Raw genomic sequence first — 12,812 nt, 5'->3', positions numbered from 1 at the left:
CCTGTCAATTTTTTTTTGAGACAGAGCAAGGGTTATCTGTTTCAGGATTGTCTTCTCTGTAACCAATTATATCGAAAACTTATTTTCTGATACAAAATTATGATATGAAGATTACTCCGCACCTTATTGAGAAGTATTTGCGTAACCAGTGTACTGCCGAAGAAAGAAGCGCTGTAAATGACTGGTATAAAAATTTTTCTAATGAACCTGATCCATTCGGAGATATGAGTATTCAGGATCAGGAAAACATCCGGCAATCAATTTACGAAAGATATAAGCAAAGCAAGGCTCAAAAGGAAGATGAAGGACAGGCCCGTTCGTATAAAAGCACCCTGTATTGGATGTTAGGTGCAACCAGTAGCATGGCTGCTTTGATATTAATTATTGTAAAATTAATAGGTAATCAACCTGCTTTACCAAAAGTGCAGCATACAGCAAGCCTGCAACTGGTTTACTACAATAATAACAGTGGTATTGTTAAAAAAAACCTGCCTGACCATAGTGTGGTTTGGCTTAGTCCTAAAAGCACATTAACATACCCCAAAAACTTTGTCGGGCATTATCGCGAAGTAAAGCTACAAGGCGAAGCATTTTTTGAAGTAACTAAGGATAAAGCCCACCCTTTCATCATCAAAAGTAATGATATAACAACAAAGGTTTGGGGAACCAGTTTTAGGGTGCGGGCTTTTAAAAACAGCCCCGAAGAAGTAACCGTAGTTACCGGCAAAGTATCAGTACACGAACGTAATTCGGCTAAATCGGTCATGCTTTTACCTAACCAAAAAGCCACATTGCTGAATCATGCTATTTTGGTAAAAAAATCAGGTAGCAGTATTAAAGCCGAAATGCGTATCTGGCATAAAACCTCGCTTTCGTTTAACGATGCACGCTTGAATCAGGTATTTACAGCGCTGAGTAAAAACTTTGATATAAGCATACATAGCAGCGATGCAAAGCTTAACAACTTAATATTCACAGGTGATTTTACTGACCAAAACCTGCCCGCCATATTGGATATGATACAACAATCAGTAAATGCAAGCTACCATATAAATGCCAATGGCGTGTTTGAATTTCAATCCAATTAGAATAGAAAACCTAATAAAGTATTTAAAATAAAGATTTAATCAGCCTGATCTGTGCGTGTCATTGTGGCTGTACTTGTCCTATTAACCAATTTATAATCAACAAACCATTAATGTATGCAGTACAATTTGCTTAACCCGGGTAACTGCTTTAGAATGATGAGAATAACCTTCAGTCAGCTACTTATTTCACTAATTCTTTCTGCCGTTACTTACGCCAAGAGCAGCCATGCTCAAATTTTCGACAAGGTGGTCAGTGTAAACATCCAGGAACCTAATTTGGACAGAGCACTGAAAGTTATCGAGCAATCGGCAAACGTAAAGTTTGTTTACAGTAAAAGTATTATAAAAACCGATACTAAAATTAATTACCAGGCTACTAATCAACGGTTAGATGTGGTGCTTAATAATATATTACCCCAACAAATAGCTTATCAGCTAATTAATGATCGTATTGTACTGAGCAATAAAAGGCCAGTTACTGAAAAAACTGAAACAGCAGCGCCTGAGGCTTTAAAGCAAGCCATACCTATTAATGGTAAAATAGTGAGCGATAAAGGTGAAGAACTGGTTGGTGTAAGCGTAACCATTAAAGGTACAACTACGGGTACATTAACTGATGCACAAGGTAATTTTACTTTAAATGTACCTGATGCCAGTGCCATACTAATTGTAAAATACGTTGGCTTTACTACCCAGGAAATAGCTGTTGGCAGCCAAACCACTATCAATATTAAACTGATTACCCAGCCCAGCAATTTAAGCGAGGTTGTTGTAGTTGGTTACAACGTGGTACGCCGTTCGGATGTTACCTCATCGGTAGTTAGTGTTAACGCCGAAGAAATACGCTCAAGGCCGGTAGCCAACGCCCTTCAGGCTATACAAGGCAAGGCTGCAGGCGTAGATATAACTTCGAACGAACGCCCTGGTGAGATTGGCCAGGTACGCATCAGGGGGGTACGTTCGTTAACAGCCAATAATAACCCTCTTTATGTAGTTGATGGTATTCCGCTGGATTTACGTACAGCTGGTATTGAAACCATTAACCCTAACGATATAGAGTCAATCGACATTTTAAAAGATGCATCTGCTACCGCTGTATATGGTTCGCGCGGTGCTAATGGTGTAATATTGGTAACCACTAAGCGAGGTAAAAATGGTCGTATGGCAATGGATTATGTTGGAACAGTTACTGTTGAAACCCTGAACGATCGCATAAATATGATGGACGCGCCACAGTACATTGAATTTAGGCGTGATGCTTACCGGCGTATAGGGTATTTGTATCCGTTAACCAGGAAGCCCACAGATCCGCTTACTGTTAATCCTAATTCAACCTACCCGCTTATACCAACATTGGCTGATGACAGACGTATATTTGGTAATGACCCATATGCCCAGGAGAACATTGCCCGTGCATGGCAAAGCGGCACATATGATCCCAGCTTGCTGCAAACCACCAATTGGACCGACATGGTGAAAAAAACTGGTGTAACGCAAGATCATGTATTGAGTGTAAGTGGTGGTACCGATAAGATTAAAGCCTACACCTCATTTGGCTTTTTACACCAGGACGGCACTCAATTAGGACAGGATTATACCCGTTATAGCACTAAAGTAAGTGTTGATGTAACCCCTACAAAATGGTTTAGTATGGGTGGCAGTATTAATGCCAGTTATGCTAAACAAAACTTTGGTTTTATCACCGCAAACGCAACCGGACCCAATAACCTCTATTTTGCAGCACAAGGCCAATTACCGTACGCAGTACCGTTTGATGCAAATGGAAATCGTATTAACTTGCCGGGTGGCGATGTAAATATTCAAAACCCTATTGGTGAAGATAAGTATAACATAAACCTGCGTAAAATAGCACGTGGTTTAGGATCTTTTTATGCTGAAATTACGCCATTTAAAGGATTAAAATATCGTATTCAATTTGGGCCTGATTTTTACAATGCCAACAACGGTCAATATGCCGACCGCCGTTCAATTAACCAGGGTGCTGGTCAGGCCGGAGCAGTAGATCAGGCGCAGCTATTGCAAAATACCCGCCTTGCATGGACATTGGACCACTTAATCTATTACAATAAATCATTGGGCAAGCATGATTTTGGTGTAACTTTACTGCAAAGCTCCAATTCCTTCCGCGAAGAGTCATCAAACATGGTGGCCCAAAACCTGCCCTTCCCAAGCCAGTTATGGTATCAGCTTAATTCGGTTCCTAATTTGTTCAGGTACGGCAGTAATTTAACAGATACCCGCCTTAACTCTTACATGGCCCGTGTTAATTACACATTTAACAACAAATATGTGTTAACAGCATTTGGTCGTTGGGATGGTGCCACACAATTATCCGAAGGCAATAAATGGGATTTCTTTCCATCGGCTTCGTTAGCCTGGAGAATTGATCAGGAAGATTTTATTAAACAATATAACTGGATCGATCAGTTAAAACTAAGAGCAGGTGTAGGTTCGGTAGGTAATGCCGCTATTGACCCTTACCTTACTTTAGGCAACCTGCAGCCTTTATACTATACTTATGGTACATCGGTACAGCCGGGTTACGTATCTTCCGATCCATCATTAGCCAATCCAATTCCATTCCCTAATAAATTTTTGGGCTGGGAGCGCACTACACAATATAACTTTGGTTTAGATTATGGCTTTTTAGACAACCGCATCAGTGGTTCAATAGATGTATATTTTAGCCGCACTTCTGATTTATTGTTACGCAAAAGAATCCCGTCAATAAATGGCTATGCCGAATCATATGACAACGTTGGTAAAACCTCTAACAGGGGCTTTGAAATTAACCTGAGCACTGTAAACATCAAAAACAAAAACTTTACCTGGAATACCACACTGAATTTTAGCGCCAGTAGAGATAAAATTACCGAACTGAGTTTAGGTAAGATAAATGATGTGGCGAACCTTTGGTTTATAGGAGAGCGTTTATCAACTTATTATGACTTTGAAAAGGTAGGTATTTGGCAGGATAACCTGGAGGACCAGGCCGAAATGAAAAAATTTACAGATGCCAATGGTGGAGTAAGGCAATTTTTTCCGGGTAGTATCAAGGTACGTGACGTAAATGGCGACTATAAGATAGATGCCAACAGCGACCGTGTTTTTCGTGGCAGTGCTACGCCCAGCTGGACTGGTGGTATTACCAATACCTTTAACTATAAGGGTGTTGAGCTGTCAACCTTCATTTATGCACGCTGGAACTTTATTTTGCGTACCGGGGCCGAAAACTTGCAAGGCCGTTTTGCGCAACGTGTAGTTAATTACTGGACACCAACTAACCCAACTAACGACTATCCGGCACCTAACAATGGCAACGCCTCCGGCGATCCATTTGTAAGCTCAATGAACTACCAGGATGGCTCTTTTATAAAAATACGTAACATCACACTGGGTTATTTTCTGCCTGCCAAGGTAACAAAATCGCTCGGCCTGTCAAGGGTTAAGGTTTATGCACAGGCATTAAATCCGGGGCTATTGTACTCTAAAATTGACTGGATAGATCCGGATCTGGGCGGATCGACTTTTAACAGAGGATTTGTAATGGGCTTGAATGTTGGCTTTTAATGTAAAATGTATTTGAGTTATGAAAAGAATTAACAAATTTATATATAGTACTTTGGCAGTAGCTGGTTTACTTACTGCCCCTACATCTTGTAAAAAGAGTTTTTTAGATGAAGAAAGAATTACCTCATTAACCACAGCTGATTTTCAAACCACTTTTGGTTTAGATGGGCTCTCAATTGGTATGTACCAGTTTTTAAGGTTTTCTTATAACAATGAATGGGGATATTCGACAACCGAATATGGTACAGACGAGTTTTGCGTAGGCGGCGACCGCATCAGGCAGTTTTTAAACTCTTACGATGCCAGTTTTAACACACTTAACGGTGATGTAGCAACTATTTGGGATAACTGTTACGGCAACATCAATTCGGCCAATATCATGATTGAAAATGTGCCGGTTTATTATACAGGTGCCAACAAAGATACCCGCCTTGGCGAAGGTCACTTTATGCGTGCGTTTGACTATTTTAAGCTTGTTAACCAGTTTGGAGGCGTGCCATTAAAACTGGCAACTACACCGGGTATTGTTGAGGAGTTTACACGTGCATCGGCTCAGGAAGTATGGACACAGATCATAGCCGATTTTACTCAAGCTTACAATCTTTTACCTCCAACCCCTGCCGAGCGTGGCCGCATCACCAAATGGGCTGCTGCGCATTACCTGGCTAAAGCGTACCTGTACCGGGCCAGTGAAATGAATAACGCATGGAATGCTTCAACCAAAGAAAATGATTTAAAGGAGGCAATAAGATATGCTGATCTGGTTATTAACTCGGGCCGTCATAGCCTTGCTACTAACTTCCGCGACTTATGGAACTTTACCACCCCAGACGGGGCTAATGAAACAAATAGTGAAATCATCCTGTCGGCCGAATTTTCGAATAATTCTTCTACTGCTGGGCGTTACGGCAATCGTACGCACCTGTATTTTCCTTCCATATATCAATCATTGCCTGGTATGACGCGTGATTTGGCTGGCGGTCGCGAGTTTCAACGACTACGTTCAACTGAATATGCCATGGATGTGTATGATCGCACCAACGATTCACGTTTCTGGAAAAGTTTTAAAACCAGCTATGCCTGTAATAACCCAAGTACTGCCCCCAGGTGGGATGCAGCTACGGCACCTACACCAGCACAAATTGGGCAGCCAAAATTTACGGCAAACCAGCAATCTATTTTATATATTGTAAACAGTGCCGGAGATACCCGCTACACTGCTGACAATATTAAATTCAGGGCACCTTTAATGTACGTACGTTACTTTAACGGGCAGCCACTGAATTACAGAGGCGGACATGGCAACTATACGGTCAACCAATACTTAACATTGTCTAAATATCATGATGGCTCACGCAACGCTGTAGCTTCAGAGTTTGGGCAACGTGATGCCATTTTAGCCCGCCTGGCCGAAACCTATTTGATAGCTGCCGAGGCAAATGGCCGTTTAGGTAATTATGCGGCAGCACTACCATATCTTAATCGTGTACGAGACCGCGCAGCCTACACCGAGGGTGAAGACCGCGGCGCTTATGTTGACGGTGGTATTGCTTATCGTACTAATTCGGTAGTAAATCAAGCATCGCCTTCATCATTTTCAGATCGCAATACTTACTACGAATCAAACAATATTCCAAATACTGCAACCAGCAGCACATTAAGTGCCATGCACTTAAACAGCATTGGTGATGTATTGAACTCACCACGTGATTTTTATACTGAATTGGGTGTAAGTTCGGATAGCGATAGGTTTATTGCTTTTATACTGAACGAGCGTTCAAGGGAATTAATAGGTGAAATGATGCGATGGGAAGATTTAGCCCGCACACGTACTTTAATTACACGCGCTACGGTATTTAATGATGAAGCCCAGCCGGTTGCTCCCAAACATTTATTGCGACCTATTCCGCAAACGTCTTACTTAGATATCATCAAGAAAAACGGAACTCCGCTAACACCTGCTGAGAAGGCTGAACAGCAAAATCCGGGGTGGTAATATTTAGATAGTAATATTTTAATAAATACAATTAGTCCTGCCAAATACAACTGGCAGGGCTTTTTTATTTCTTCAGCTTTTTTAATAGATTATTTGAGGGGCATTAATTAGCATAATGGCGGGTATAAAGTAAATGTATTAGTTATTAGCTCTTTAACCGCTATGGTCCAACGCAAAAAGGCATTCATGTTACCAGAAATGCCTTTTTTATTTAACTGTTTTAAACCGTTATCTAACCTGGAACCGGTAAGATAAAGTTGCCGATACCATACGAGGCGGAATTGGATTTACGCTATAATTTTCGTGTACAAGGTAGTTAAGTTCGTTGGTTATGTTTGAAACCTTTGCCAATAAGGAAAGTTTTCTTTTAAAGGTGTAACCGGCCGAAATATCAAGGGTAGTATAGCTATCTAAATGAACCGGTGCGCCACGTGATGCGCCTGTTTTAAGTGTATTAAAGCCACTGTTACGTGCACCGGTAAAAAAGCCTGAAAAGCCGAATTTTAAGCCCTGTAAATTGCCTCGGTTAAAGGTGTAGAATACGGTGCCATTTGCGGTGTGAGGTATGCTACCTACAATACGCTCGCCCTCGGTTATGCCGTTAGGCAGGGTGCTGGTATAACGGAAAAAGTTATATGCGTAACCTGCTAAAAAGTATATGTTGCTTGTTGGGCGACCGGTTATATCAACCTCAACACCATCGCTTGAAGTTTTGCCGCTAAACTCTTTAATATTAGTGTCGGAGTTTGGTGTACCATTGGCTAAAAACTGTGCTGTTTGAGTGAACCGGTTATTGATAATGCGGTAAGCACTAACGTTAACCGATAATTTACCGTTTAGTAAATCGTTTTTAACCCCAAGCTCGTACTGGTCAATTACTGACGGACCTAATGGTGAGCCGCCAACATCAACCCCGGTGTTTGATGTAAAGTTGTTGGCATAACTTGCATAAACCGAAGTAGTAGGAATAGGTTGATAAATTAAACCCACTTTGGGCGAAAAGGCTTTATCAACTTTGGCTTTGCCAATACCGTTGTTTGCCAGTGTGGTGGCATCGGTATCTTCATTGTAAGTGCTTGCACGCGGTTGTTTTTGCCAGGTGTACCTGATGCCGGCCAGCACTTTAAATTTGTTTGATAGCTCAATAAGGTCTTGCACAAATGCACCCATGCGATATATAGGTGTAAAAGTATTTTGATAAATTCGTGTGTACGGAATATCTCCGGATGTAGCATATGTAGCTGGGTCGAGAATGTTGAAAGTAGGATAGCTGAATGCAGTTGGAGAATTTACAGCATCGCCATATTTAAATCCATACGATGTTGTGCGCGACTGGTCGGCATCGGCACCCACTAAAAATGTATGCTTAATAAAGCCGGTATTTGCACTACCGGTTAAATTAATTTGCTGATTGTAAGTGTACTCCTGGTTTCTTGAGCGGGTTAATGCGCGTGCTGATATACTTGAGGTTACGCCGTTGGTTGTAGCTCCCTGAGGGCGCTCGGCACCAAAGTAATTGCGGAAGTAGCTTTGATAGGCACCAATAACATTCAGTTTCCATACGTTGTTAAAACGGTGCGTTAAATTTGCCTGTGCCGAACTTGTTTTAGTATGGTTGTAAGCCCATGAGGTATTTAAAAAAGCACCCCTACCAATATCAGGTATCTGGCCTCCAAAAACGGTACCTATACCAAAATCAGGCGTGTAGTTGCTTTTGAGGTAATCACCTTGCAGTAATAATTCTGTTTTTTTGCTGATGTCGAACAATAACGATGGATTAATGTAAAAGCGATCGGTTGTTACAACATCGCGGTAGCTGTCGGCATTTTCTTTAGTGGCAATTACCCTGAACGCAATTTTTTTGCTGATGGGGCCGTAAATGTCAACCGTAGGTTTGTATAAGTTATAGCTTCCTGCACGCATACTCACTTCGCCGCCCCAATAAAACTTCGGTTTTTTGGTTACCAGGTTAACCACGGCACCGCCGGTAACACCGCCATATAGCAAAGCCGCACTGCCCTTCATTACCTCAACCGATTCGAGCGTGCTGGCTTCAATTGAGCCACCTAAAGAGGTGCGTGCACCATTTTTTAATACGTTGTTGGCACCAAGGGTGTAACCCCGGGCATAAAAGCTCTCGTTTACCGAACCGCGGTTTTCACCCAGGGCAACACCGTTTATGTTTTTCATCACATCGGTAAGGCGATTAATTTGCTGGTCGGCAATTACGGTGCTGTCAATTATCTGAATGCTTTGCGGAACATCTAAAGGGCGTAAGCCTGCCTTGCCAACTCTTACCGGTTTGGTATTGTTTGAGTGAGCGCCCGATATTACTACCTCGGTAAGCTGCGAAGCATCTTCGCGCAGCGTAATATTTACTTCGGTTTGTTTACCTTCTCAACCTTAATCTCTTGCTCTTCGGTTTGTAACCCAATATGTGAAATACGTAAGGTATACGTACCGGGTTTAACACCATGCAAACGGAAGTTTCCATTCTCATCGGTCATGGTGCCTTTTTTAGTGTTTTTAAGGCTCACTGTTACAAATGCACCGGGTTTAGCATCGCTGGTTTGTACATGGCCTTTAATACTGCCATTTTTTTCAAGTTCATCATTGGCCAGTACTGTACCCGAAAGAAACAGAAATGCAAGCAAAATTGTGTAAAGTCGAATCATAATTATTATTTAGACTAATTCTAATCGGCGGCAAATATATAAACTCATTAGAGATTCATTAAATTTTATTTAGAATAATTAAAAACAAGTTCGGGTTTGTAAAATGTGTTAAATCAAAATATGAGGTGACTTAAAAAAATAATTCTTTGAAAGATTTTAATCATTACCTTGTTTTTGATGATTCGCTACATGAAAAAAATCCTTATTTGTACAGTTCTTGCACTATACACAAGCTTTGCCTGGTCGCAAAAAAATGCTAACACCATTGATAATTACTACCCTCTTTTACAAAAAACCTTTGTTGAGGGTGATGCCTTTAAAACCGTTGCGTTTGTTGAAAAACGCTGGCGCGTACCGGGCAATTCGGGTTTTAATGAGAGTATTTTGGAGGTAGAAAAAATACTGCAAAAGGCAGGTTATAAAAAAGAGGTAAAGGGCGAGGCCGATGGCGCATTAACCTATCGCCTGGAAACCCGTGAACTTAAGCAACCTGCGTGGGAGCCGGTTGATGCTACGGTAAGGATAGAGGGCGAGCAAACGCCGCTTTTAAAGTTTGCTACCAACCGTAATATGCTGGCCATAAATTGTGGTAGCACTCCTAAAGGCGGTATAACGGCCGAAGTGGTATATTTAGATAAAGCAGCCCTTAAAAACCCCGATGCCAACGCTATAAAAGACAAGATTGTTTTTGCCGAGGGTTCCATTGGCATGGTGTATCAGCTTGCAATTAAAAATGGTGCTTTGGGAGCTATGAGCTACAGCATGCCTGCGTATACCCAGCCCGAAAAGTATATAAATTCTATACAATTCAGCCGGGTATCAAACCCGGATACCTTGAGCAACAAACTCGCTATCTTACTTTCCTATGCCGCCAAAGAACGCTTGAAAGTCGCCTTGCAAAAAGGTGTGGTTAAGTTGCATGTGGATGTTGCCACCAAAATGTACACCTCTAAAGAATTAACATTGGTAGCCAATGCACGGGGCCGTAATAAGCCCGACGAGCGCTTTGTTTTCAGCGCACATGTGCAGGAGCCCGGTGCTAACGATAATGCAAGCGGTGTAGGTACCCTGGCCGAAATGGCACGGGTAACCGCGCAGTTAGTCGGTCAAAAAAAGTTTGAACCTGCCCGCACCATTACCTTTTTATGGGGTGTGGAAATAAGCTCTACAGCAAGATATATTAAAGAAGATACCGAACGCGCCAAAGGTATTAAATGGGGCATGAGCCTGGACATGGTTGGCGAAGATGTAAGCAAGACCGGAGGCAGTTTCCTGATCGAAAAGATGCCCGACCCATCGGCCATATGGACGCGTGGCGAAGACAAGCATACCGAGTGGGGCGGCGATGTGTTGAAGGAGAGCGATATGTTTCCGCATTATTTTAATGATTTGGTGCTTAACCGCTGTAAACAACAAGGCAAGGACAATGGCTGGGTAGTTAAAAGCAATCCCTTTGAGGGAGGCAGCGACCATACCCCGTTTTTGCAAGCCAAAATTCCGGGACTATTGATGTGGCACTTCACCGATGTGTTTTACCACACCGATGCCGACCGCCTGGAAATGGTCTCGCCCCAGGAGTTGAAAAACACAGGTGTGAGTGCCTTGGCCACGGCTTACACTCTTACCGATGCCAACCAGCCGACCACACTGGCCTTGATTGCGGAGCTGGAGAAGAATGCAACTGACCGACTTCAAACCGAATACAAACTGGGTTTACAAGCCATAAAAGCCGGTACCCCGGCTGCCGACGAAAAGCATAAAATTGAAGTGTGGGCCAAATGGTATACCGATGCTATAGGCAAAATGACCGATATTAATGTTGAAGGCGTTACCCCGGCCATAACCAGTCGCATTGCATCTGCACAGCAATCAATAATAATCTTAACACAAAACTGAACGAAGGGTTGAAATAAGATATTGCCACTAAATAAAGCAGCCGCTTCCTGATAAAGGGAGCGGCTGCTTCTATTTTCTATTTATGATTTTAACTTCTGTCTAAAACATCATCGGCTTTCTCGGCAACCTCAGGCTCAATGGTGTGGCGTTTAGGAAAGTTGAAAAGTAATGAAGTTAATACAGGTATTATAAATACAGCTACGGTAAATATCGAAACAAACAGGTCCATTTTTTCTCCCTCTAAAAATTTAGCAACCGGGCTTTGAGGCGCAAAATGGGTGTACACCGATGATGAAAGTTTAATACCCAATACACCAATTACAATAAAGGCAATGGTTTCGAGGAAGGTGAATTTTTCCATCAGTTTAACAAAGGCCTGCGCTACAAAACGCATCGCCAGTATACCAATGAATACGCCCACGTAAATTAGGAAAACATGGTCGGTAAAGGCTACGGCGGCAAAAACGTTATCAATAGAGAAAGCCAAGTCCATCACCTCAACCAAGGCTACGGTAGCCCAAAAGTTGCCCACTAAGCCAACGGTTGATTTGTATATCCAGCTTTCGTTTTTGTTAACGGCTTCTTCTTCGTTATCGCCCCCTGCTTTGCCCTTAAAGTAATCAAACGCAAGGTACAACAGGTACAATCCACCCAATGGTTTCAGCCACCATATTTTAACCAGCCAGGCAGCCAAAAACAAACAAATACCCCTGAAAACATAGGCACCGATGATACCGTAACGCAAGGCTTTTTCTCGTTGCTCTTTGGGGAGATCGAGCACCATGGTTGCCAGCACGGCGGCATTATCTACCGAGAGTAAGCTTTCAATAACAATAAGGTTTAAAATAATTAGCAGGCCGGCTTGTATGTCCTCGCCCAAAAGTTTGTGAATAATGTCCATAGTGTGTTTAGTGCTTGTAAAGCGCCTTAAAATTATAAAAAGTAAGCTATTAATCGTTAAACAGAGATTTTCTTTTTAATTATCCTGCAGCGAACATAAACTGGGTATATTTTTTACATCAGCATAAACACAACTATGTTATAATACGTACATATTGTAACCCAATTTATAAACTTATGAAACTGATACAAGACGCGTTTGGAAGCGGACAGGATTTGGCTATGCTGCAAATGTGTATACGCGCAGTAGTGGTATTTTTTATGGCGCTGATTATGGTACGAATTTCGGGCAGGCGCACGTTTGGCAAGCGTACGGCCTTTGATAATACACTGGTTATTATACTGGGCGCTGTATTAAGCAGGGCCATTGTAGGAGCATCCCCGTTTTGGGCAACCATTTGCAGCGGCTTTTTGCTGGTGGTTTTGCACCGGTTATTGGCGTATGCCTGTATAAAAAGTAGTTTTTTAGACAGGCACCTTAAAGGAATGAGCATGCCCTTATACCAAAATGGTAAACTAAATAAACACAACCTAACCCGCAGCCTGCTTACCGAAAGGGATATTATGAGCGATGTACGCTCCAAAGGCAATGCCACCAAACTGGAAGAAGTGCATGAAATATACATGGAAAGCAACGGCGAAGTAAGTGTAATTCGCAATACCTGA

At 42.2% G+C, this 12,812-nt stretch carries 8 protein-coding genes; 5 read left to right on the top strand and 3 right to left on the bottom strand.

Translation table 11 applies throughout. The annotated features are described in order from the left end of the window. Window positions 1–104: 104 nt before the first annotated feature. The 3 genes from QE417_RS11610 (at window position 105) to QE417_RS11600 (ending at window position 6,675) form a co-directional block, all read left to right on the top strand. On the top strand, window positions 105–1,088 hold the full coding sequence (locus tag QE417_RS11610) for a FecR family protein (RefSeq protein ID WP_311950085.1): 984 nt from the start codon (window positions 105–107) through the stop codon (window positions 1,086–1,088). A gap of 153 nt (window positions 1,089–1,241) precedes the next feature. Next, window positions 1,242–4,679 (top strand): SusC/RagA family TonB-linked outer membrane protein, encoded by a 3,438-nt coding sequence (locus tag QE417_RS11605; protein WP_311950083.1) that lies wholly within the window; start codon window positions 1,242–1,244, stop codon window positions 4,677–4,679. Between the two features lie 19 nt (window positions 4,680–4,698). Next, window positions 4,699–6,675: a RagB/SusD family nutrient uptake outer membrane protein gene (locus tag QE417_RS11600; protein WP_311950080.1), complete on the top strand. Its 1,977-nt coding sequence runs from the start codon at window positions 4,699–4,701 to the stop codon at window positions 6,673–6,675. A gap of 228 nt (window positions 6,676–6,903) precedes the next feature. Here the strand turns inward: QE417_RS11600 and QE417_RS11595 are convergent, their stop codons facing one another. After that, entirely contained in the window at window positions 6,904–8,886 is a 1,983-nt protein-coding gene (locus QE417_RS11595) for a TonB-dependent siderophore receptor (protein ID WP_311954648.1), read from the bottom strand. Between the two features lie 164 nt (window positions 8,887–9,050). After that, window positions 9,051–9,350 (bottom strand): carboxypeptidase-like regulatory domain-containing protein, encoded by a 300-nt coding sequence (locus QE417_RS11590; RefSeq protein ID WP_311950078.1) that lies wholly within the window; start codon window positions 9,348–9,350, stop codon window positions 9,051–9,053. Window positions 9,351–9,539: 189 nt separating this feature from the next. Here QE417_RS11590 and QE417_RS11585 point away from each other — a divergent pair, with 189 nt between their 5' ends. Continuing rightward, window positions 9,540–11,246: a M28 family peptidase gene (locus QE417_RS11585; protein WP_311950077.1), complete on the top strand. Its 1,707-nt coding sequence runs from the start codon at window positions 9,540–9,542 to the stop codon at window positions 11,244–11,246. A gap of 88 nt (window positions 11,247–11,334) precedes the next feature. Here QE417_RS11585 and QE417_RS11580 read toward each other — a convergent pair whose 3' ends face one another. Further along, entirely contained in the window at window positions 11,335–12,147 is an 813-nt protein-coding gene (locus QE417_RS11580; protein ID WP_311950076.1) for a TerC family protein, read from the bottom strand. A 176-nt stretch (window positions 12,148–12,323) separates the two neighbouring features. Between QE417_RS11580 and QE417_RS11575 the strand changes: the two genes are divergently transcribed. Further along, window positions 12,324–12,812, top strand: a complete 489-nt coding sequence (locus QE417_RS11575; RefSeq protein WP_311950074.1) for a DUF421 domain-containing protein — start codon at window positions 12,324–12,326, stop codon at window positions 12,810–12,812.

This window comes from Mucilaginibacter terrae, from assembly GCF_031951985.1.
Taxonomy (GTDB): domain Bacteria; phylum Bacteroidota; class Bacteroidia; order Sphingobacteriales; family Sphingobacteriaceae; genus Mucilaginibacter; species Mucilaginibacter terrae_A.
The sequence above is the reverse complement of the archived record's forward strand: the minus strand, read 5'-3'. Positions and strand labels throughout refer to the sequence as shown.

Bases quoted from the DNA above. Each gene is read 5' to 3' on its own strand.
- QE417_RS11610 (WP_311950085.1), top strand. From the start codon at position 105: ATGAAGATTACTCCGCACCTTATTGAGAAGTATTTGCGTAACCAGTGT.
- QE417_RS11605 (WP_311950083.1), top strand. From the start codon at position 1,242: ATGATGAGAATAACCTTCAGTCAGCTACTTATTTCACTAATTCTTTCT.
- QE417_RS11600 (WP_311950080.1), top strand. From the start codon at position 4,699: ATGAAAAGAATTAACAAATTTATATATAGTACTTTGGCAGTAGCTGGT.
- QE417_RS11590 (WP_311950078.1), bottom strand. From the start codon at position 9,350: ATGATTCGACTTTACACAATTTTGCTTGCATTTCTGTTTCTTTCGGGT.
- QE417_RS11585 (WP_311950077.1), top strand. From the start codon at position 9,540: ATGAAAAAAATCCTTATTTGTACAGTTCTTGCACTATACACAAGCTTT.
- QE417_RS11580 (WP_311950076.1), bottom strand. From the start codon at position 12,147: ATGGACATTATTCACAAACTTTTGGGCGAGGACATACAAGCCGGCCTG.
- QE417_RS11575 (WP_311950074.1), top strand. From the start codon at position 12,324: ATGAAACTGATACAAGACGCGTTTGGAAGCGGACAGGATTTGGCTATG.